The organism is Oscillospiraceae bacterium NTUH-002-81, from assembly GCA_032620915.1.
Classification (GTDB): Bacteria; Bacillota; Clostridia; order Lachnospirales; family Lachnospiraceae; genus JAGTTR01.
The window spans coordinates 3,245,308-3,269,051 of record CP136052.1 but is presented as its reverse complement, the minus strand read 5'-3'; the positions used below and the strand labels follow the sequence as shown (position 1 = coordinate 3,269,051).

At 52.6% G+C, this 23,744-nt stretch carries 14 protein-coding genes and 2 riboswitches; of the genes, 9 read left to right on the top strand and 5 right to left on the bottom strand.

The genetic code is table 11. The annotated features are described in order from the left end of the window. Positions 1-188: 188 nt before the first annotated feature. From RJD28_16225 to RJD28_16210, 4 genes are all read left to right on the top strand, one after another. Complete coding sequence (locus RJD28_16225; GenBank protein WNV57715.1) at positions 189-1,154, top strand: Rpn family recombination-promoting nuclease/putative transposase; 966 nt, start codon at positions 189-191, stop codon at positions 1,152-1,154. A gap of 140 nt (positions 1,155-1,294) precedes the next feature. Further along, on the top strand, positions 1,295-1,825 hold the full coding sequence (nuoE, locus tag RJD28_16220; GenBank protein ID WNV57714.1) for an NADH-quinone oxidoreductase subunit NuoE: 531 nt from the start codon (positions 1,295-1,297) through the stop codon (positions 1,823-1,825). Continuing rightward, positions 1,822-3,576, top strand: coding sequence for an NADH-quinone oxidoreductase subunit NuoF (locus RJD28_16215; protein WNV57713.1), 1,755 nt, complete (start codon positions 1,822-1,824; stop codon positions 3,574-3,576). The genes nuoE and RJD28_16215 overlap by 4 nt, the downstream gene beginning before the upstream one ends. A gap of 10 nt (positions 3,577-3,586) precedes the next feature. Beyond that, on the top strand, positions 3,587-7,078 hold the full coding sequence (locus tag RJD28_16210) for an FAD-dependent oxidoreductase (protein ID WNV57712.1): 3,492 nt from the start codon (positions 3,587-3,589) through the stop codon (positions 7,076-7,078). Positions 7,079-7,261: 183 nt separating this feature from the next. On the opposite strand, the gene RJD28_16205 is transcribed toward RJD28_16210, so the two are convergent. The 4 genes from RJD28_16205 to RJD28_16190 form a co-directional block, all read right to left on the bottom strand. Then, entirely contained in the window at positions 7,262-8,599 is a 1,338-nt protein-coding gene (locus RJD28_16205) for a butyryl-CoA:acetate CoA-transferase (GenBank protein WNV57711.1), read from the bottom strand. A 218-nt stretch (positions 8,600-8,817) separates the two neighbouring features. Further along, the gene (gene gltA / locus RJD28_16200) at positions 8,818-10,206 is read right to left on the bottom strand and encodes an NADPH-dependent glutamate synthase (protein ID WNV57710.1); all 1,389 of its coding nucleotides are present in this window, start codon (positions 10,204-10,206) and stop codon (positions 8,818-8,820) included. 3 nt (positions 10,207-10,209) lie between these two features. Beyond that, a complete protein-coding gene (gene nifJ, locus RJD28_16195; protein WNV59658.1) occupies positions 10,210-13,740 on the bottom strand; it encodes a pyruvate:ferredoxin (flavodoxin) oxidoreductase in 3,531 nt (1,176 codons plus the stop codon). 23 nt (positions 13,741-13,763) lie between these two features. After that, positions 13,764-15,056, bottom strand: a complete 1,293-nt coding sequence (locus RJD28_16190) for a 4Fe-4S dicluster domain-containing protein (protein WNV57709.1) — start codon at positions 15,054-15,056, stop codon at positions 13,764-13,766. 263 nt (positions 15,057-15,319) lie between these two features. Between RJD28_16190 and RJD28_16185 the strand changes: the two genes are divergently transcribed. Then, positions 15,320-15,577, top strand: coding sequence for an HPr family phosphocarrier protein (locus tag RJD28_16185; protein WNV57708.1), 258 nt, complete (start codon positions 15,320-15,322; stop codon positions 15,575-15,577). Between the two features lie 123 nt (positions 15,578-15,700). On the opposite strand, the gene RJD28_16180 is transcribed toward RJD28_16185, so the two are convergent. After that, entirely contained in the window at positions 15,701-17,101 is a 1,401-nt protein-coding gene (locus RJD28_16180; protein ID WNV57707.1) for an MATE family efflux transporter, read from the bottom strand. Positions 17,102-17,152: 51 nt separating this feature from the next. Then, a riboswitch (FMN riboswitch) is annotated at positions 17,153-17,263 on the bottom strand. A 167-nt stretch (positions 17,264-17,430) separates the two neighbouring features. Then, positions 17,431-17,534, top strand: a riboswitch (glycine riboswitch). A 4-nt stretch (positions 17,535-17,538) separates the two neighbouring features. On the opposite strand from RJD28_16180, the gene RJD28_16175 reads away from it, so the two are divergent. The 4 genes from RJD28_16175 (at position 17,539) to murB (ending at position 23,735) form a co-directional block, all read left to right on the top strand. Next, positions 17,539-18,891 (top strand): sodium:alanine symporter family protein, encoded by a 1,353-nt coding sequence (locus tag RJD28_16175; GenBank protein ID WNV57706.1) that lies wholly within the window; start codon positions 17,539-17,541, stop codon positions 18,889-18,891. A gap of 500 nt (positions 18,892-19,391) precedes the next feature. Beyond that, the gene (locus RJD28_16170) at positions 19,392-20,765 is read left to right on the top strand and encodes a proton-conducting transporter membrane subunit (protein WNV57705.1); all 1,374 of its coding nucleotides are present in this window, start codon (positions 19,392-19,394) and stop codon (positions 20,763-20,765) included. Positions 20,766-20,781: 16 nt separating this feature from the next. Beyond that, positions 20,782-22,686 (top strand): proton-conducting transporter membrane subunit, encoded by a 1,905-nt coding sequence (locus RJD28_16165; protein ID WNV57704.1) that lies wholly within the window; start codon positions 20,782-20,784, stop codon positions 22,684-22,686. A 203-nt stretch (positions 22,687-22,889) separates the two neighbouring features. Beyond that, positions 22,890-23,735, top strand: coding sequence for a UDP-N-acetylmuramate dehydrogenase (gene murB / locus RJD28_16160; protein WNV59657.1), 846 nt, complete (start codon positions 22,890-22,892; stop codon positions 23,733-23,735). The last annotated feature ends 9 nt before the right edge of the window (positions 23,736-23,744 follow it).

The window sequence follows — 23,744 nt, the reverse complement described above, 5'->3', positions numbered from 1 at the left end:
TATTTATTTTCAGATGCGTTCCGCATCGACGCAGATTCTTTTCAGAACCTGCATTTTCAGAAAACAGACACAGACAACAGCAGAAAAAGAGTGGACGATTACGGTTGAGAAGACATCGCTTTATGCGTATAATAAAGACAGAAGTATTTCTTCCCGGCGGTAAAACGTCGAAGAAAGGGGAGAAATGTTTGGGAGACAGGGACACACTGACGAAAAACTATGTAAAAAGAGCGGATCGTTTTGCAGATATTTTCAATTACTATCTGTTTGACGGGAAGCAAAGGATTGATCCGGCGCAATTACGGGAACAGGACACCGCGCAGATCGTTCTTCCGTATGGAAAAGATCTGACGGAGATGCCGATGCAGCGTTTCCGGGATATTTTAAAGCAGGCGGTGCTGATGACGGACGGCCACTGCCAGTATGTGCTGCTGGGTATTGAAAATCAGTCGGATGTGCATTACGCCATGGCGGTGCGCAGTTATCTGTATGATGCCATCGAATATGCGGCACAGGTGCAGACCATTGCCGGAAAACACCGGAAGCAAAAGGATGTAAAAGGCGCGGAATTCCTGTCCGGATTTCGAAAGGAAGACCGGCTGGTACCGGTAGTGACACTGACGTTGTACTGGGGCAGGCAGGAATGGGATGCGCCGAGAAGCCTGCATGAGATGCTGTTGGAGACAGACCCACAGGTTTTACAGTATGTCAACGATTATCGGATGAATCTGCTCATTCCTGCAGAAATTACGGATTTTGAGAAATTCCACAGCGAAATGCGCAGTGTGCTGCGGGTGATGAGCCTGGTGAATAAGAAAAAGGAAATGTTTCAGCTGCTGGAAAATAAAGAATACAGCCGGATGCCGGTGGACACTGCCAATCTGATCAACGTGATGGCGGGCCTGAAGCTGGATCTGGAACGATGGAAGGAGAGAAGCGGAATGGAAGAACTGGAAATGTGCAGAGCCTGGAAAGAACTGCTGGAGGATGCAAGAGAAGAGGGAAAAGAAGAAGGCCGGAAGGAAGAACTGGCGGTTGCAGCCCGTATGCTCCGCAAACACAAGCTTTCCCTGGAGGAGATCCCGGAGTTTTTTCCGAAATTAAATGAGGAGGATATCCGGGAGGTGGAGCGGCAGGCGCTGGCGGAAGTGTAGGGGTCTTGTCATTTTGCAAGGAAAATCTTCCCGATTTCCCGCATTGTATGTAAAAAAGCACAAAGAATGATATGGAAAAGCTGTCTGTAAAATAGTATAATAATAAAATGCAATAACAAACCATATAGGAGGAAAATCGGATGGTAGAGAAAGAGACAAACACAGCAGTCTGTCCGGATGCGGACTTTACCGAACTGGCACCCGTGCTGGAAAAGTACGCAACTGTGCCGGGTAGTCTGATTACAATTCTGCAGCAGGCGCAGCAGATCTACGGTTACCTTTCGGAGGAGGCGATCCTGTACATTTCAAGACGGACAGGCATCCTGCCGGCCAAGATTTACGGAGTTGCAACTTTTTATGCGCAGTTCCGTCTGAAACCCATCGGCAAATACCTGATCATGCTCTGTAAGGGAACCGCCTGTCATGTCAACGGCGCAGACCGGATCGAGGAAGCTGTCTGTGAACATCTGGGCATCACAGATGGAGAGACCACAGAGGACGGCATTTTCACACTGAATAACGTAGCCTGTCTTGGCTGCTGCTCCCTGGCACCTGTCATGATGGTGAAGAGCACAGAGGGCGAAGAGACTTACGGCAATCTGACCAAGGATTCTGTTGTCAAGATCCTGGATGAGATCCGTGAAAAAGCAGCAAAGGAGGTGCAGGGATGAAGATCGTAGTCGGAGAAGGAAGCTGCGGTATTGCGTCCGGAGCAAAGAAGACAGAGAATGCATTCCGTGCCCTGCTGGAGGAGAAGGGCCTGGATCAGGTAACTCTCACAAAGACAGGATGTATCGGCACCTGCTATCTGGAGCCGATCGTGGATGTATATGGAGATGACGGGGCACTGGAAGCCCGTTATGTGAAGGTACAGCCGGAGGTTGTTCCGGAGATTGTAGAAAAGCACATCATCGGCGGCGGCCGGGCAGAGGAGCATCTGATCCCGGAGGAGGATGCACAGATCCTGGCAAAGCAGAAGAGAGTCGTGCTTCGCAACTGCGGACTGATCAACCCCGAGTTTATCGAGGAATACCTGGAAAAAGATGGATACAAGGCAGCCGAGAAGGTGCTGACCACCATGTCCCAGGAAGATGTCATTGAGGAAATGAAGATTTCCGGCTTAAGAGGCCGCGGCGGTGCGGGATTCCCCACCTGGTTCAAATGGAACGCGGCAAGACAGAGCCAGGGAAAAGAGAAATATATCGTCTGTAATGCGGATGAGGGCGATCCGGGCGCATTCATGGATCGAAGCGTTCTGGAGGGAGACCCCCACTCTGTACTGGAGGGCATGATCATCGGCGGCTATTCCATGGGCGCTACCGAGGGTGTCATCTACGTGCGTGCAGAGTACCCGCTGGCTATCGACCGTCTGGAGATCGCTCTTTCTCAGGCAAGAGAGAGAGGCTATCTTGGCAAGAACCTGTTTGGCACGAATTTCTCCTTTGATATCCGGATCAAAGCCGGTGCAGGCGCTTTCGTCTGTGGTGAGGAGACCGCACTGATCGCTTCCCTGGAGGGCGAGCGCGGCATGCCGCGTCTGAAACCCCCGTTCCCGGCACAGAAGGGATACTGGAAGAAGCCCACAGACATCAACAACGTAGAGTCCTTTGCCAATGTGCCGTGGATCATCAACAACGGCGGCGCAGCCTTTGCAGCCATGGGCACAGAGAAGAGTAAGGGAACGAAGGTATTCGCCCTGGCAGGTAAGATCAAGAAGGGCGGCCTTGTTGAGGTACCCATGGGTCTGCCGATCAAGGACGTAATTTACGGAACCGGCGGCGGTATCAAGAATGACAAGAAGTTCAAGGCAGTGCAGATGGGCGGCCCGTCCGGTGGATGTATCCCGGCTGATCTGGCTGACACCCCGGTAGATTACGAGTCCATCAACAAGACCGGTGCCATCGTGGGTTCCGGCGGTATGATCGTTATGGATGAGGACACCTGTATGGTGGATATGGCCCGGTACTTCCTGGATTTCACAAGAAAAGAGTCCTGCGGAAAATGTAATTACTGCCGCATCGGAACGAAGCGTATGCTGGAGATCCTGGAGCGCATCACCAACGGCGAGGGCAGAGACGGCGATATCGAGCTGCTGGAAGAGCTGGCAAACAAGGTGCGGGACGGCGCAATGTGCGGTCTGGGACAGACTGCCCCGAATCCGGTACTGACCACGCTGAAATATTTCCGTAACGAGTATGAGGATCATATTTACAACCACCGCTGTACGGCAAAATCCTGTAAAGCGCTGATTTCCTACCACATTTCCGACAAGTGTATCGGATGTACGCTTTGTTCCAAGAAGTGTCCGGTGAACGCGATCAGCGGAGAATTGAAGAGTCAGCATACCATCGACCCGAATGTCTGCATCAAGTGCGGCAAGTGCGCAGAGGTATGCCGGTTCCATGCAGTAGAAGTACAGTAGGAGGTGCGAGATGGTAAAACAGTACAGAATTAATATAGACGGAAAAGAAATCACGGCACTTCCGGGACAGACCATTCTGGAGGCTGCCAGAGAGAATGATATTTACATTCCGTCCCTCTGTTATGACGAGCGGATGGAAGTATACGGTGCCTGCGGCATCTGTGTCGTGGAGGTGGAGGGCAATCCGAAGCTTCTGAAGGCATGTGCCACAGAGGTTGCACCGGGTATGGTGGTACATACGAAGACAGACCGGGTACGGGAGTCCAGAAAGACAAACCTGGAGCTGCTTCTGTCCAACCATGTGGGTGACTGCCGCCCGCCGTGCGCCAAGGAGTGTCCGGCACAGACAGACTGCCAGGGCTATGTGGGACTGATCGCTACCGGTCATTACCGCGAGGCCATTGAGCTGATCCGCGAGAAGATCCCGCTTCCGGGCTCCATCGGTCGGGTATGTCCGCATCCGTGTGAGGCTGCCTGCCGCAGAGGTTTAAAGGATGAGCCGGTATCCATCGCATGGCTGAAACGGTTTGCCGCAGAGCAGGACGCAGCATCTGACGATCCGTTTATCCCGGAGATCGCAGAGAGCACAGGCAAGAAGGTTGCCATCATCGGCGCAGGCCCTTACGGACTGTCCATGGCATACTTCCTTCGTCAGGAAGGCCACGAGGTAACCATTTACGAGTCCATGCCCAAGGCCGGTGGTATGCTCCGTTACGGTATTCCGGAATATCGTCTGCCCAAGCAGGTGCTGGACGAGGAGATCGACCGGATCTGCCAGATGGGTGTGACCCTTCTGACCAATGTAAAAGTAGGAACGGATATTTCCTTTGAGAGCATCCGTGAAAAATATGATGCTGTCTGTCTCGGAATCGGTGCCTGGAAGTCCACCGGCGTGGGCTGTGAAGGCGAGGATGCCATCGGCGTTGTCGGCGGTATTGATTTCCTGAGAAAAGCAGCAAGAAACGAGCAGCAGAAGGTCGGCGCGAGAGTTGCCATCGTGGGCGGCGGTAATACCGCTATGGATGCCTGTCGTACCGCAGTCCGCCTCGGTGCAGAGAAGGTATACAACGTATACCGCCGTACCGTGGACGAGATGCCTGCTGACCGGGTAGAGATCGAAGAGGCCCAGGAAGAGGGCGTGATCTTCAAAAACCTGACCAACCCGTTGAAGATCTGCAAGAACGCAGACGGCGCAGTGGACAAGATGATCCTGCAGGTAATGGAGCTGGGCGAGCCCGATGCTTCCGGCAGACGTGCCCCTGTTCCGGTGGAAGGCAAGACCGAAGAGCTGGATGTGGATATGGTCATCCTGGCCATCGGACAGGCTGTCAATCCGACCGGCATCGAGGGCCTGGAGCTGACCAGAAAGAAAGGTATCGTTTACGATAAGAATACATTCATGACATCCATCCCTGGCGTATTTGCCGGCGGTGACTGCGGAAACGACAAGATTTCCATCGCCATTGAGGCCATTGCAGATGCCAGAAAGGGAAGCGATATCGTTGATGCATATTTGAACGGCGAGACCATCGCTTACGAGCCGGAGTATACCGTTGCCACCAGAAAGGTAACCGCTGAGACCTTTGAGGACCGGGAATATCAGTGCCGTCCGAAGATGGAGGAGCTGTCCCCGGAGGAGAGAAAAGATAACTTCCGTGAGATCGTGAAGGGCTACACCGAGGAGCAGGCCATTGCCGAGGCTTCCCGCTGCCTGGAATGCGGCTGCCATGATTACTATGAGTGTAAACTGGTGCGCATGGCAAACGAGTACCATGTGAAACCGGAGCGTCTGGCTGGGGAGATGAACGAGAACGAGTGCAAGAACGATCATCCGTTCATCATCCGTGACACGAATAAATGTATCCTGTGCGGCCTGTGCGTGCGTGCCTGCGAAGAGGTTATGGGCGTTGGTGCACTGGGATTTGTAAAACGTGGTTTTGACACCGTTGTGCTTCCGGCTATGGGGAAATCCCTGAATGAGGCCGGCTGTATCTCCTGCGGACAGTGTGTCAGCGTCTGCCCGGTAGGTGCACTGGAAGAGCGCAGCGTCATGAATAAACCGGTTCCGCTGCCGACGGAGAAGAAGACCATGATCTGCGGTTACTGTTCCGTAGGCTGTAGCCTGACAACCGAGAGCTGCGGCAGTGCTGTCCTGAAAGCAAACCCGGATAAAGAGGGTGCTGTGAACAAGGGCGTGCTGTGTATGGGCGGTAAGTTTGGATTTGCCAGCGCCCTGAAGAAGGATGGCGCACTTGTCAATCCGATGATCCGCAACCGGAACGGCGATCTGGAAGAGACTGATTACCACAGTGCTTTTGTGGTAGCTGCCAAGAAGGCAGAGTCCATCGGCAACCGCTATGGAAGAGATGCTGTGGCTGTGGCCATTTCTGACCGCTACACCAACGAGGAAGCTTATGTGGTGAAGAAGCTGGCAGAAGGTTTGGGCGCGAAAGTGCTGAGCTTTGACAACCGTGCCTGCGGTCTGGAGCCGGTACTGGGACTGACTTCTTCTCCCAACACCATCGACGAGCTGCTGTCCACCGATGTGATCCTGGCAGTGGGCTATGAGATGAAAGCAAATGCTGTGATCCGTGTGAAACTGATGCAGGCTGCAAAGAACGGTGCGAAGGTTGTTCTTATCAACCCGACCGGCATGGAACAGGATCATATGCAGTTCGCTTACAAGAAGATTTATACAGAAGATTCTCTTGACTTCTTACAGCAGGTGGCAAAGGCTGCGGCTGAGAGCGGCAAGGGTGCTTCTGTGGAAGGCTTTGATGCATTCAACGCCTCTCTGGCTGACGTGAAGGTTGGCGAGGAAGCAGCAGAGATCGCAAAGCTGTATACCGATGCGAAGAAGTCCATGATTGTCCTTCAGCAGAACGTGGTATCCGAGGACTGTGCAACTTTGCTGGCTGATCTGGCAGTGGTATCCGGTCATGTGGGAAGCCCGAGAGACGGCATCCTGCTTGTGAAGCCGAAGAACAACACCCAGGGTATCAACGATCTGGGCATCACAGCAGGCGCAGAGAGCCTGGCAGGCGTGAAAGCCCTGCTGGTATTCGGCGAGAATCCGGATCCGGCCCTGTTATCCGATCTGGAGTTCCTGGCTGTATGTGACACCCATATGACACCGGCAGCCCAGAAGGCAGACGTGGTATTCCCCGGCACAGCGCCGATCCACGCAGAGGGCAGCTATACCAATACTGAGCGTCGCTTCCAGGCAACCGAACAGGCAGCAACACCGGAAGTGCTCATGAACAATATGCAGGTGGCTGTAGAGCTTGGCAGACTGTTAGAGATGCCGATGCCTTACGACACCATGGATGAGGTCATCCATGAGATGGAGAGCAGTGTACCTGCTTACCGCTACGCATCCGAGGGAGAGATCCTGGGCGGCGTACTGGTACCCGAGAAGAAAGTGCTTGTACCGGTAACCGGCGGCAAGTTTGCTGATCCGATGAAAAACACCGACTATCTGAAAGAGCTGATCATGAAGTAATGAGCGCAAGATAGTTGAAACGAAAAACCCCGCAGTATCCTGCGCAGAGATCTTTGTGATTGCCTGTGCGGGTATCTGCGGGTGAGGCAGAAGAGAACATAAAAAAGAGAGTATCGGGAAATCATCCAGGCAGATGATCAAACGATACTCTCTTTTTCAAACAATGAAATTGCAATTCATTGATCAGATCTTATTGCTTCTTCTCCAGATCTTCATCTTCTCCGCCTCTTTGATGAGTTCATCCCGGAACTGCGGATGTGCAATGGAGATGATGGCTTCGGTTCTCTGCCAGGTAGCCAGTCCCTTGAGGTTCACCATTCCATACTCGGTAACGAGATATTGCGTGTTGGCTCTGGTATCTGTAACGATGGAACCCTGTGTCAGAGTGGGGACGATACGGGAATGGAGCTGCCCGTCCTTGCTGGTGAAGGAAGAGGAGCAGCAGATAAAGCTCTTTCCGCCATGGGAAAGGTATGCGCCCATTACGAAGTCCAGCTGTCCGCCGGCACCGCTGATATGACGGATTCCGGCGCTCTCAGAGTTCACCTGACCGAAGAGGTCGATATCTACGGCATTGTTGATGGAAATGAAATTATCCAGGCCGGCGATAACGCGTGCATCGTTGGTGTAATCCACGGGAGCGGACATACACTCCGGGTTGTTGTCCAGATAATCATAAAGCTTCTTTGTTCCGGCTGCGAAGGCATATGTCTGGCGTCCGCGGTCGAAATTCTTCTTACTGCCGTTGATCTTGCCGGCATTGGCAATATCAACGAAAGCGTCTACATACATTTCTGTATGGACGCCCAGATCCTTCAGATCGGATTCTGCGATGAGGGAACCGACTGCATTTGGCATACCGCCGATACCCAGCTGCAGGCAGGCACCGTTGGGGATCTCCTTTACGATCAGCTCTGCAACGGCTTTATCCACATCAGAAGCAGCAGCACCATTCAGAATGCCGATCTCCGGATTGTTTCCTTCTACGATCGCATCAACCTGGGAAACATGGATGCCTTCATCGAAGCCGCCGAGACACCGGGGCATATTGGTATTCACTTCCACGATGATGTGCTTGGCTGTGCGGCACATATCAGCCAGATGGGATGCACTGGGGCCAAAATTAAAGTATCCATGCTCGTCCATGGGAGTTACCTGGATCATGACAACATCCACTTCTACATTTTCCCGATAGAAGCGGGGAAGCTCGGAATAACGCATGGGGCCGTAGTAAGCAAAACCCTGATCAACGGCTTTGCGCTCGATGCCTGACATATGCCAGGAATTCCAGCAGAAATGATCCTGGGGATTGTCAATCTTGAAAATAGCGGGTGCCCAAAGTGCTACGCCGCCGCGCACCTTGATGTCAGTGAGCTGAGGCATGCGCTCTGCCAGTGCCTGATCCAGGGCAACCGGATGTCCGGTACACCATCCATAGTCAATCCAGTCGCCGTCTTTCACTACAGATACGGCCTGGGCAGCAGTTGTAAGCTTTGAAGCATACTCTTCACGGTAGTTCATTTGTTTCCCTCCTGGTAAAAAAATATTAGCATATCATATTACTGTCAGTCTTGCTTGATGAGGCTGTTGTTACATATATAACAATATCTATACTATCATAACAGGGAATAGATTTGTTTGTCAAATGGCATATTCTGCTGTTCTGGTATAAAAAAAATGACCCGGAAGTCTTTTGGCCTCCGGGTCATTTTCAGACTTGCCGCAAACGGTAAATCAAATTATTTGTTCATATACTCGTCCATGCTTGCAGCTGCGATTCTGCCGGCCTTCATTGCCTTTACAACCGTGAGCGGTCCGGTGACATCATCACCGCCTGCAAATACGCCTGCGCGGCTTGTGGAGGCATCGTCGGAAGTGGTGATGCAGCCATACTTGTCAGTTGCAAGGTTCTCGGTTGTGCTGGTTACGATGGAATCCATCTTGGTTCCGATGGCCATGATCACAGCGTCAACCGGGATCTCGAAGTTGGAGCCCTCTACAGCAACGGGACGTCTTCTGCCGGAAGCATCAGGCTCACCCAGCTGCATCTGTACGCACTCCAGAGCGGCTACCTTACCATCTGCGCCTGCTTTGACAGCAACCGGGTTGGTCAGGAACTTGAACTCGATGTTCTCAGCCATTGCCTCGTGGATCTCAGCGTCACATGCCGGCATTTCCTCACGGGAACGACGGTAGATAACGGTAACTTCTTTTGCGTTCATACGGGCTGCACAGCGGCATGCATCCATGGCAACGTTACCGCCGCCGATGATGGCTACGCGGTCAGCCTGGGGAAGAAGTCCGCTGTTCTCCGGCAGGTAAGCCTTGCCGATGTTCACAGCTGTCAGGTAATCGTTGGCTGTGTATACACCCTTCAGATCCTCTCCGGGGATGTTCATGGTGGTGGGAACCTCAGCGCCGGTACCGATGAATACGGACTCGAAGCCCTCTTTCTTCATCAGATCCTCAACGGTGATGTCTTTACCAACCACAGAGCCAGTCACGAACTTTACGCCCTTGGCTTCCAGTTCGCTGACGATCTTAGCTACGATATCCTTCGGAAGACGGAATTCAGGGATTCCGTATACCAGGACACCGCCTGCTACGTTCAGGCTCTCATATACGGTCACATCTACGCCCTTGTCAGCAAGGTCAGATGCGCAGGACAGGCCTGCCGGGCCGGCGCCGATCACGGCTGCCTTATGCCCGTTGGGTTCTGCCTTTGTAATCTCGTCTTTGCAATGTGCGGCATGCCAGTCACATACGAAACGCTCGATGCTTCCGATTGCCACAGGCTGTCCTTTGATGCCATGTACACAGCTGCCTTCGCACTGATTCTCGTGAGGGCAGACACGGCTGCAGACAGGTGCCAGTGTGCTGACAGAGCGGATGATCTCGTATGCTGCTTCAAAATCACCCTCAGCAACCTTGGCGATGAATTCAGGAATGCGCATCTGTGTGGGGCAGCCCTTCATCATGCACGGTTTTTTCCGGCATTTCAGGCAGCGCATAGCCTCACGGATGGCCATATCCTTTGTGTAACCCTGGGAAACCTCTTCGAAGTTGCCTACACGAACCTCGGGAGACTGCTCAGGCATAGGATTTTTTTCTCTGACTAAGTTAATCATGCTTTACTTTCCTCCCTTTTCCAGTGTTTCCAGTTCGCTGAAGCTGTCACGACGGGTAATCAGCTCGTCATAACGGTCATGAGCCAGTTCCTCAGCCTTGGTGAAGAGCTGTTCTGCTCTGTCAGGGAACTTCAGTTTCAGGGAGTTGTAACGTACCTCACCCATGATGAAATCACGGTAGCTCTCAGTAGCAACACCGCTGTCGATGGACAGAGGATTCTTGCCTTCTGCAGCCAGGGTCGGGTTGTAACGAAGCAGGTTCCAGTAACCGGAACGAACGGCGTTCTTCATCTCCAGCATAGCCTTGTTCATGCCGGCTTTTACACCGTGGTTGATACAAGGAGCGTAAGCGATGATCAGGGACGGTCCGTCATATGCCTCTGCCTCACGCAGTGCCTGCAGTGTTTGGTTCGGGTTTGCACCCATAGCGATCTGTGCAACATATACATAGCCGTAAGCCATAGCGATCTGTGCCAGGTCTTTCTTCTTTACAGCTTTACCGGAAGCAGCGAACTTCGCAACAGCACCCATAGGTGTGGACTTGGAAGACTGTCCGCCGGTGTTGGAGTAAACCTCGGTATCGAATACCATGACATTGATATTGCGGCCGGAAGCGAGAACGTGGTCAACACCGCCGTAACCGATATCGTATGCCCATCCGTCACCGCCGAAGATCCACATGGACGGCTTGTTCAGCATATCCTGGTTCTCTACAACGTATTTTGCATCGGCATTGGTATCCTGGATCTTCTCACACTCTGCAAGAAGGATATCTCCGGTTACCTTGGACTGTTTTGCATCATTGAAGGATGCGAGCCATGCACGTGCAGGAACTCCAAGTACATCATTCAGACGCTCAACAGCAGATTTCAGTTCGTTTCTTCTTGCCTCTACGGATACAGACATACCGAAACCGAACTCGGCATTGTCCTCGAACAGGGAGTTAGCCCATGCCGGTCCTTTGCCTTCTTTATTGACTGTGTAAGGTGAGCTCGGTGCACTGCAGCCCCAGATAGAGGAGCATCCTGTTGCGTTTGCAATGAACATACGCTCGCCAAACAGCTGTGTGATCAGTTTTGCATAAGGAGACTCGCCGCAGCCAGGGCATGCACCGGAGAACTCCATAAGAGGCTGACGGAACTGAGAGCCCTTTACAGTGTCTTCCTTGAACGGAATCTCTTTATCTGTTACGTTGCCAAACAGGCCGTTGTATTTTGCCTGCTGCTCATCCATGTACTCTGTCTCTGCAGGGATCATCTCCAGAGCTTTCTCTCTTGCCGGGCAAACCTGTGCACAGGATCCGCATCCGGTACAGTCAAGAGCAGAGATTGCGATGGTGAACTTCTTATCCTTGGTACCCTTCATGTTCAGTACGCCATCAACGCCTTCAGCCTCAGCATCGTTCAGAACGAACGGACGGATTACGCCGTGCGGGCATACATAAGAACACCAGTTACACTGCATACATTTTGTGAAATCCCACTTCGGAAGATCAGCAGCGATGCCGCGCTTCTCGTATGCAGCAGTACCGGACGGGATCATACCGTTGACGGTAGAAAGGAAGGTGGATACCGGAACAGCATCACCGGTTAAGGTGTTGGTCGGTACCAGGATGTCGTTCAGGTAATCGGTGTGAGCCTTGTCACGGCCGACAAGCTTCGGTGCCGGAGCCTCATCAGCAGCGGTCTTCCAGCTCTCCGGAACAACAACTTTATGAATATGATTAACACCGGCATCAACAGCTGCCAGGTTCATGTTTACGATATCTTCACCCTTCTTGCCGTAGGTATGACGGATAGCGTCCTTCATGTAGCCTACTGCATCGTCGATCGGGATGATATCAGCCAGTTTGAAGAATGCAGCCTGCAGAACGGAGTTCGTTCTTCTTGCGCCCAGACCGATCTTCTTGGCGATGGATACAGCGTCACAGGTGTAGAACTGTACATTGTTGTTGGCAATGTAACGTTTTACCTTTGCAGGAAGATGCTCTTCCAGCTCCTCGTCGCTCCATACGCAGTTCAGGAGGAAGAATCCGCCCGGTTTTACATCCTGTACCATTTCGTAACGATACAGATATGCGCTGTTGTGGCAGGCAACGAAGTCAGCCTGTTTTACATAGTAAGTAGATTTGATCGGGGAATCTCCGAAACGTAAGTGGGAGATCGTAACACCACCGGACTTCTTGGAGTCATACTGGAAGTATGCCTGTACCTTCTTGTCTGTGTGGTCACCGATGATCTTAACGCTGTTCTTGTTGGCACCAACGGTACCGTCTGCACCCAGACCCCAGAACTTACAAGCTTTCGTGCCCTTAGGAGCAACATCCGGATTGCTTGTGGTAGGCAGGGACAGATGTGTCACATCATCGTTGATGGAGATGGTGAACTCTTTCTTCGGGTTCTCGCTCCACAGGTTCTCATATACAGCAAGGATATCGCCAGGCTGTGTATCCTTGGAACCAAGTCCGTAACGGCCGCCTACGATCGTGCAGTTCTCAAACTCTGTGCCGTGCAGTGCAGCAACGATATCCAGGTAAAGAGGCTCGCCGATACTTCCGGGCTCTTTCGTACGGTCCAGAACAGCGATCTTCTTCACAGTCTTCGGCATTACGTTCAGCAGATACTTCTGGGAGAACGGACGGTACAGATGTACCTCGATCATGCCGACCTTGCGTCCCTGCGCTGTCAGGTAGTCGATCAGCTCCTCAGCAGCGTCGCAGACAGAACCCATAGCTACGATGATCTCTGTTGCGTCCTCTGCGCCATAGTAGTTGAACGGTTTGTAGTCTGTGCCGATCTTTGCATTGACTTTATCCATGTACTTGGCAACCAGATCCGGAGTCTCCAGATATGCAGGGTTGCTTGCCTCTCTGTGCTGGAAGAAAGTCTCAGGCTGCTCGGCAGATCCCATCAGGTGCGGGTGGTTGGGGTTCAGGGAACGAGCCTTGAATGCCTTGACAGCATCCCAGTCAACCATTTCCTTCAGGTCATCATAATCCCATACCTCGATCTTCTGGTACTCATGAGAAGTACGGAAGCCATCGAAGAAGTGCATCATCGGAAGGTGGCCTGCGATGGTGGACAGATGTGCAACAGCTGCCAGGTCCATTGCCTGCTGTACGCTGTTGGAAGCCAGCATTGCGAAACCGGTCTGACGACATGCCATAACGTCGGAATGGTCGCCGAAGATGGATAATGCATGGGAAGCCAGTGCTCTTGCAGCTACGTGGAACACGGTAGGTGTCTGCTCACCGGCCAGCTTGTACATGTTGGGGATCATCAGAAGTAATCCCTGGGAAGCAGTGAAGGTGGAAGTGTAGGAACCTGCGGTAATGGAACCGTGTACGGCACCTGCAGCACCAGCCTCGGACTGCATTTCTACGATATTAACTTTCTCGCCAAAAATATTGGTTCTATCCTGGGAAACCCATTCGTCCATGTTCTCAGCCATCGGGGAGGAAGGTGTGATCGGGTAGATCGCAGCAACCTCAGAAAAGGCATAGGCTACATGAGCGGCAGCGGTGTTTCCATCCATTGTCTTTAATTTTCTCACCTGAATCACTCTCCTTTTCCAAGACCTAAAGCTTCACGCTGCAGGAAAATGTGCTCCGGAACAACCTGTTCCTTGATGACCTTTCTTGCACACATGTACTGACATACCTGGCAGTCCTCGCAGATCTCGGGATCGATCACTGCGTGCTTGCCCTCTGCATAGATCGCGCCGTTCGGGCAGTTTGCCTTACAGTCGCCGCATCCGATACATGCGGAATCACATACTTTAGCCTTGTCTGCATAGTCAGCAGTAGAAGAGCAGGGAACGAGCTTCATGCCCTTGTAAGGAACCATGGTGATCAGGCCCATAGGACATGCATATGTACAATCCTTACATCCCACACACTTGTCAGGGTCAACCTTGGCTACGCCGTCAACCATTGTCAGAGCACCGTAACGGCAGGCTGCTGTACAAGCACCCTGGCCAACACAGCCTGTGGTACACAGACCCAGCTCCTTGCGGTCAACTGCTGCTGCCTCAGCACAGGTCTGGATGCCCATCTGTTTGAATACCTCGGAAGCTCTGCCGCCGCTGCATCTTACGAAAGCAACCTTGTCCTTGAGGACAGTCAGGTCGTGGAGTGTATCAACGATAATCTTCTTCTTACATTTTACGGTACATGCAACGCAGCCTTCGCACTTCTCATAGTCGATAACCGCATGGTTATTCACGATGGAAACAGCACCCTTCGGGCAGGCACGTTCGCACTCGCCGCAGGCGATACAGCCGTAGCCGCATGTCTTGCGTACGATCTCATCATCCTCCTCTGTGGAAGAGCAGGGGATGAAGTTGGTAGCATCCGCAGGGATCATGCGGATAATATGCTGCGGACAGGCAGCAGCATTCGCGCAGGCACCACAGCCGTTGCACTTCTCGGCGTCAATGATCACTTTACCGTCTTCGAAGCTCATTGCGCCATATTTACAGACATCGATACAGGAACCAACGCCTACACATCCGCTCTTGCACTCTCCGCGCTGGAAGCCCTGGTCAACAGCCTCCTGGCAGGAAGAACAGCCGGCGAATCTTGCTTTGCCGGCAGCATGTCCAGCGCAGCTGATGAAGGCAATCTTCTTGGTTACTTCCACCGGAGCTACGCCCAAAAGCTCGCTGATGGAATTGACAGCATCCTGATCGCATGCGGGACAGAGGGCAGCATCTCCGGTCTCAGCGATAGCCTGTGCACATTCCGCACAGCTTGCTTTTCCGCAGCCACCCAAACCACAGCAATCGAGACCGGGCAGAAACGCCAGAATCTTTCCGACGAGTCCCTCGGCCTTGTCGTGATTGGTACTCATATGAAATCCTCCTTCTATTAAAATGAATTATTGAGTTATTTAATTCATTGATAAAAATATAGCATTTTTTGAAGCATTTCACAAGGTGCTTCGTGTACATAATCAAGTACAATGACAAGATATGTACGCATTTCGTCAAAATTTTTTATAAAAAACCGGAGTTAGTTACAACTACCTGAAAATGGCGGAAATCAGGGATAAAACAGCATTTGCGGAAGATACTATACAGTGAAAAAATGAAAGGTATAAGGAAGGGAAATGCTATGAAATGTATAGAATATACGATCCGGGATGCGCTGGGGATCCATGCCAGACCGGCGGGAATGCTTGTGAAAGAAGCGTCAAAGTTTACCTCGGAAATCCGGGTGCGCTGTAAGGGAAAAGAAGGGGATGCCAAGAAGATCTTAAGCCTCATGGGACTGGCGGCAAAAGAGGGAGACCGGGTGGAGATCACGGTGGAAGGGCCGGACGAGGAAGAGGCGGCGGCTGTGCTGGAGAGATTCATGAGTGAAAATCTGTGATCAGAAGGTGACGAGGGAGCACGTCTTAAGAGAGATTGATAGATATCAGAAAGCGCTCCCTCTTTACAGGTAATCGTCATATGGTGTTGTTTTGATAGGTATGACTGTATGGTGCGGCAAATTTTAAAGCCATCCCTGTTTTCTCCACCGGGAGAATTCTCCCTTCACCAGAACGACGGAGATCACGAAGGCTGCCAGATCGGCCACGGGAACGGCCAGCAGTGCGCCGTCCAGGCCGAACCGGGCGGACAGAAGCAGTGCCAGCGGGATCAGGACAATGCCCTGCCGCACCAGTGGAATGATCAGCGCCTTGGTGGGCTGGCCGATGCCCTGGAAAAATGCGGAGATGGCCATATGGATGCCATACACGAAGAACGCCATCATATATAATCGGAAGAAATGCTGGCAGGCAGCCAGGTACAGCGGCTCTCCGGAGACGAACAGCCGTCCGATGTAGGTGGGGAATAGCTGATATACAGCAAACCAGCCGATGGATACCAGTAGCGCGATCCTGGAAGCCAGCCGGTACGTCTCCCGGACACGGCCGTAATTTTTGGCACCATAGTTGAAGCCGTTGATGGGCTGGGTGGCGGAGGACACGCCGACAAACATGGCATGGGCGATCTGGTACACCTTCATGGAAGCACCGTACACGGACAGGGCGATATCACTGCCGTACACACTGGCAGCGCCGCAGGTCTTCATCAGGTTGTTCATGGTCACCTGCACCAGGGCGGTCATGATCTGGGTCAGAAAGCTGGGAAAGCCCAGTTTGAGAATTCTGCCGGTCAGTGCTGCCGTGGGTTTCAGGTGATTCTTTTTTATATGGAAGCTTTTCAGCCGCGGCAGGTAGGCAAGGAAGCAGCAGCCGGATACCACCTGTCCGATGACGGTGGCAACGGCAGCGCCTTTGACCCCGGCGTGAAAGCCAAAGATAAACAGCGGATCCAGCACCAGATTGATGATGGCACCCAGGATCATGCAGCGCATGGAATAAGCCGGATTGCCGTCTGCCCGGATGATGGATGTGAATGACGTGCAGAACAGAAGGAACGGCAGACCGAAAACGATGATCCGGGTGTAGTCCAGGGCTGCGGAAAATGCCGTGTCGGTGGCGCCGAAGGCCCGGACGATCTGCGGCGCAAAAATGCTGCCGAACAGTGCAAGGAGAACGCCGGTGCTCACCAGAAGCGTCACGGCGTGGCTGATGGTACGGTCGGCGGTATCCTGTTCGCCTCGTCCCAGGCTTAAGTTCAGGTTGGCAGAGCAGCCGTCTCCCAGCATGAGCGCCAGTGCGGTGGTGACGATGGTCAGCGGAAAGGCTACATTGGTGGCAGCCATGCCGGTGATGCCCACGCCCTGTCCGACGAAAATCTGGTCGGCAATATTATAAAGATAGTTCACCATCAGCGTCAGGGCTGTGGGAATGGAATACTTGCGGATCAGATGGCTGATGGGCTCGGTGGCCAGCGGATTGGCCGCAGGCGGCACAGAGCTGGATGTTTTGGAATTGGAATCTGTCATGAAAAATACCTCCTTACATTACATATAGAAGAAATAAAAGTATCTCACAGGCATTTTCTTCTCCCATCCAGACTTGACTGTTGGCTCCGGAACTGCACCGGATTAGCTTGCGCTCGCGGGCTGTACCGCCAGTAGAGTAGCTTCCCATTTCCGAAGAAATCCCATACCCAGAATGTACCATTTACAGGTGAAAAAGTCAACTATAAATACATGTTTTGAAGAAGAATTTTTGTAATATTCGCACAAAGGAGGAGAACGGGTGATAAAAAATATTGTCAATCACACTGTGATGTGATAAAGTGGTCTGGTATAAAATTTTATAACGTTCAAACCTTGGCTTTGGAGAGCCCCGCTGGAACGAAGCGGGCGCCGAAGGTGTACGGCGGAAGTGTGTATCCGCTAATCTCTCAGGCAAAAGGACAAAGGAGGAAAATGACATGTTGGAAATGGTAACAAAGGTGAACGGATTCATGTGGGGGATTGGTCTTCTGCTGCTTCTGTGCGGAACGGGAATTTATTTCACGATTCGCCTGCGCTTTATTCAGGTGCGTCGCTTCGGCGAGGGCATCCGGCTCGTATTCGGGCATATAAAGGGACACAGCGGCGAGAAGAAGCATGGAGAAATGACTCCGTTCCAGTCTATGGCGACAGCCATCGCGGCACAGGTAGGTACCGGTAATCTGACCGGAGCGGCAACTGCTCTGATCTCGGGAGGCCCGGGCGCGATCTTCTGGATGTGGGTATCCGCATTCTTTGGCATGGCGACCATCTATGCAGAGGCAAGTCTGGCACAGGAATACAAGACAACGGCCCACGGCGAAGTGACCGGCGGCCCGGTGTATTACATAAGACAGGCGTTCAAAGGCACATTCGGCAAAGTTCTTGCCACATTATTCGCAGTATTTATCATTCTGGCACTGGGATTCATGGGAAATATGGTACAGAGTAACTCCATCGGTTCCGCGTTCTCCGGTGTGTTTGAGTCCAGAAATATCCCGATCCCGCCGGTGGCAGTGGGTATCGTTCTGGCCATCATCGCCCTGTTTATTTTCGTGGGCGGCACGGAGCGTCTGGCACAGGTAGTGGAAAAAATGGTGCCTTTCATGGCAGTGATCTACATTATCGGAAGCCTGATTCTGATTCTTTTAAACGCAGCACAGATCCCGGAAGCGTTCCGTCAGATTTTCGTGGGCGCATTCAATCCTTCTGCTATCGTGGGCGGCGCAGCCGGTATTACCGTAAGAGAAGCCATTCGTTATGGTGTGGCAAGAGGTCTGTTCTCCAATGAGGCTGGTATGGGTTCCACACCTCATGCACATGCGAGAGCAGCAGCAAAGAACCCGCATGAGCAGGGACTTTCCGCTATGATCAGCGTGTTCATTGACACGTTCGTCATTCTGAACCTGACCGTATTCTCCGTACTGACCACAGGGGCCATGTCCACCGGCAAGGGAGGCATCGCGCTGACCCAGGCGGCATTCATGACAAAATTCGGCGGCTTTGGTGATATCTTTATCGCGATCTGCCTGCTGTTCTTTGCTTTCTCCACGATCTTAAGCTGGCATTTCTTCGGCCTGATCAATGTGAAATATCTGTTCGGCGCGAAGGCATCCAAGATTTACTCCATCCTGGTGGTGGCGTTCATCGTGGTAGGCTCCACCCTGAAGGTTAATCTTGTATGGGAGCTGTCTGATTTCTTCAACGGACTGATGGTTATCCCGAACCTGCTGGCACTGCTGGCACTTAGCGGCGTGGTGGCAAAGATTTGCAAAACGTATGATAAAAAATAGAGAATAATGAGGGATTACAGTTCACCCGCGCCACAGGGAACATTCGCAAAACCGCATCTTCGATGCTTTCCGCTGCGTTGCAGCTCATTCTGTGGCGCTCCCTTCAAACTTTCCGACAGCCATATGCTCGTGCAAGCACGGCATCTGTCAGTCAAAAAGTTTGAGTGAACTTGTTAAAAAATCGTTCAGATTTTATTGTTTTTTGCTCTGTAATTTTATATAATACACACATAGGAGCAGTCGGCGCGTGCGCGTAAGAAGGAACACGGCGGCACGGCCGGATCGAAGGGCGGAGAATCTCCGAAGAAGCATCGTCTTTTCGGGACTCTCCGCTTTTCTTTTGCCAGTTAAGAAAGTAAACACGACAACAAGACGAGAGACGGAAGTGAGGGGTAATATGTCTGGAAGTATGCTGCTGCTGCCGGTGTTTGTGCCGATAGCGGCCGGAATTGCCATGCTGAACATTACGAAGATGAAAGAGCGGAAGGTGCGTGACTGGTATGTGGGCATCGTTCTTTTATTCAGTCTGTTATGCGCGGCTTTTTTTTTCTGTCCGGGGAATGGATCTGGAGTACCGGGCACATCTGGGAGGATTCCTGTTCCTCCTGCGTCAGGACGGACTGGCAAGGATCTTCGCCACACTGACATCGGTGGGCTGGATCGCCAACGGTTTCTTTTCCTTTGAGTATATGTCCAAGGAGGAGAACCAGGTGCAGTTCTTTGCCTTCTATCTGATGGTGGATGGTCTGATCAACGGATTTTCCTATGCGGGAAGCTACGGTACGATGAAGCTGTTTTACATATTGATTTCAGTGGCGATCATTCCGCTGATCGTGCATCGGCAGGATGAGAAATCTGTGCAGGCGGCGCTCTATTATGCGGCATTTTTCCTCATCGGTCTCATCGGCCTGGAGATCGGCGGCGGTTATGTGAGCCGGTTCCTGACATCCAAAGAGTTCGTGGCAGGCGGAAGTCTGGATGCGGCGGCGGTGGCCGGGCATGAGGGCATGTTCCTCTTCATGGCATTCCTGCTCATCGTCAGCTACAGTATCAAATCCTGCCTGTTTCCGTTTCACGGCTGGACGAAGATCGTTACGGAAGCGGCGCCGGTTGCCGCTTCCGGTGCGATTTCCGGGGTGGTGACGAAGACGGGCGTCATCGCAGTGATCCGCATTGTGGCCAGCATGATCGGCGCGGATATTCTGCGGGATACATGGGTACAGTATGTGTGGATGGTGCTGGCAGTCCTGAGTATTTTCATCGGCGCGGTGCTGGCATATAAAACAGATGCGCTGGCAGAACGGATGGCATACAGTACGGTAGGCCAGGTGGGCTGTGTATTATACGGGGTTTCTCTCATGGAAAAGCGCGCTGTCACAGGTTCGTTGATACTGCTGACGGCTCATACGCTGGCATCTCTCGTCCTGTTTTTCACAGTTGGGGCGATCGTCTATCAGACGGGGTACAAACGGGCCAGTGAGCTGCGGGGGATCGGAAGACAGGTTCCCCACATGATGTTCTGCTTTTCCCTCGTATCGTTCGTGATCATGGGGATCCCGCCGACACTGGGCTTTGTGGGAGACTGGAATGTGTCTTTAGGGGCGCTGGAGACAAGTATCCCCTGTCTGCCGGAGATCGGCATTGTGATCTTTATTTTTGGTGAGCTGTTTGCTGCGGGGTATCAGTTCAATATCATCCTCCGGGGTTTTTTCCCGGGTGAGCGCTATGATTATGTACATGAAAATGTGTGCAGGCCGTCGCTGTTTACAAGGCTTCCGGCATATCTGCTGACAGCGGCTGTCTATGTGATCGGTTTCTATCCGGTACCGCTTCTGCAACTGATCGAGCAGGCACTGCGGGGTATGGCACTGTAAAAGAGGGGGATGAAAAATGACAGGAGATTATCGTCTGTGCGCACTGATCCTCTGGCCGATGATCGGTGCGCTGATCGGATATCAGATCGGCCATAAGAATAAGATCGCCCGTGACTACTTCGCGGACGTGGTTGTGATCACGGAGTTTATTCTGCTGATGGGGATGTTCCGCATCGTCTTTGCGGGCGTGACGCCGGAATTCCGGTTTTCCGGTATGTGCGGCCTGAACTTCCATCTGCGGCTGGATGGCTTCCGGGAAGTATACTGTATGATCGCGGCTTTTATCTGGGCGATGACAACGCTCATTTCCCGGGAATATTTTGAACATTATCACAACAGAAACCGATACTATGCGTTTGTGCTGCCCACCCTGGGGGCGACGCTGGGGCTGTTCATGTCGGCGGATCTGTTTACCACATTTCTGTTTTATCAGATCATCACCATCACGACCTTCGTGGGCATTGCCCATGATGAGAAGGACACGGCGGTCCAGGCGGCCACCACGTATCTGGCATCGGAGATGACCGGCGGATGCTTCGTGCTGATGGGACTGATCCAGCTGTATCACCTGTTCGGCACACTGGAGATCGATGTTGTGCGGGAATGCGTATTAAATATGGAAGACAGAGGGCCGGCTTATGTGGCGGGCTTCCTGCTGTTCCTGGGATTTTCCGCCAAGGCGGGTATCTTCCCGTTCCATTTCTGGATGCCGAGAGCCCATTCGGGGGCACCGGCACCTATCAGCACCCTGCTGTCCAGTATCATCACCAAGACCGGCCTGTATGGCGTGATCCTCATCTGCTCCAATATTTTCATGGATAATCAGATATGGGGAAAATTTGTCCTTGTGCTGGGAACCTTTACCATGCTGCTGGGGGCTACCCGGGCGCTGTTTGATATACACATGAAGCGGATTCTGGCGTTTTCCTCCCTGTCCCAGATGGGCTTTATCCTGATCGGGATCGGCGCTTCCTGCAGTCTGGGTGCGGAGAATCTGCTGGCCGTGCGGGGCGCGATCCTGCACATGGTGAACCACTCGTTCCTGAAGCTGGTGCTTTACCTGTGTGCGGCGATTATTTATATGAAGATGCACACACTGGATCTCAATGATATCCGGGGCTACGGACATGGCAAACCGCTGCTGCATTTTGCCTACCTGATGGGGGCACTGGGCATCTCCGGTGTTCCGCTCTGGAACGGCTATATCAGCAAGACGCTGCTGCATGAGGCCATTGTGGAATGCATGCATCTGGGCGGCAGTCCGCTGGCGTATGAGATCGTAGAGGTGCTGTTCCTGCTGGCGGGGGGCATGACATTTGCCTATATGACGAAGCTGTATGTGTGCCTGTTCCTAGAGAAACATCCCACCGATCAGGAAAAGCATGACAGCAGGAATGGTCATTATATGGGAAAACTGGCCACCGTGGCATTGTTCCTGGCTGCGCTGGTGCCGCCGGTGCTGGGCATGCGGCCCTATGAGACGCTGGATAAGATCGCCGATTACGGCCAGACGATCATGACCCATCTGACCATGGATCATGCGGTGCATTATTTTGATCCGCATGTGATGAAGGGAGCCTTTGTTTCCATTGGATTTGGTGTTCTCATATATTTCCTTCTCGTGCGGAAAGCTTTTATGAAGAAAAACGGGGATGGTGTTATGGAGTATGTCTATCGCTGGCCCCAGTGGCTGGATCTGGAGTATCTGGTGTACCGGCCGTTCCTGTATATCATCATTCCGCATATCTGTGGCCGGCTCTGCTATATGCTGGATCAGCCGCTGATCATGAGGGCGCTGCGGAAATTGAAGGTGGAGTCCCGATGGATGAAGAACCGGGAGAAAAAGAAGGAAGAAAAGAAGAAGGAAAACTGGAAAAAAGCGACGAAAAAGCGCATGAAAGACAGCAATAAATATCGATAAGTTTTTGGCATTTTTTTCGGTTGAATTCGGGCCGGGATTGCGGTATCATAAAAGCTAGTTTTAAATGTTTGTCTGGGAATAAGTCTGCCCTGCTGCGGAATATACTATAGAAAACAGGAGACGCGAGATCAGTGATAGAAGAGAAAATTTATCAGTTGCTGGAGGCGGCAGCGGGAACAGATCACATATACAGAGAAGAGCCGATGAAGAACCATACGACGTTTCGCATCGGCGGCAATGCGGAAGTATTCGCAGCGCCGGACAGTGCGGACGGGGTCGAAAGGGTGTTACAGATCTGCCGGGAAGAGAACATTCCCTGCACGGTCATCGGCAACGGCAGCAATCTCCTGGTGGGGGACCGCGGCGTGTGCGGCGTGGTGCTGCAGATTTACAGAAATTATGCCAGTATCAGGATAGAAGGAACAGACCTGTATGTGCAGGCGGGGGCGCTTCTGGGACAGACTGCAGCAGCTGCAGCGAGAGAAGGGCTGACCGGTCTGGAGTTTGCATCCGGCATTCCGGGAACCATAGGCGGCGCGGCGGCGATGAATGCCGGGGCCTATGGCGGCGAGATGAAGGACGTGCTCGTCTGGGTGAAAGCCATCGACCGGGATGGCTACGTGCGGCAGTATGCGGCGGCGGAGCTGGAGCTGGGCTATCGCACCAGCCGGATCCAGAAAGAAGCACTGGTGGTGCTGGAAGTGAAGCTTACCCTGCAGCAGGGAGATCCGGTGAAGATCCGGGAACGGATGGAGGAGCTGAAGGAACAGCGGGTTGCCAAGCAGCCCCTGGAATATCCCAGCGCGGGCAGCACCTTTAAGCGGCCGGAGGGGTATTTCGCAGGAAAACTCATCATGGATGCGGGACTGCGGGGATTCTCCGTGGGAGATGCGCAAGTGTCCGAGAAGCACTGCGGATTTGTCATCAACAGGGGAAACGCCACAGCGGCGGACGTGATGGCGCTGGTGAGCCAGGTGCAGACAATCGTGGAAGAGAAGTTCGGTGTCCAGCTGGAATTAGAAGTGAGAAGAATTGGAACCTTCGAATAAAAGCTCAGC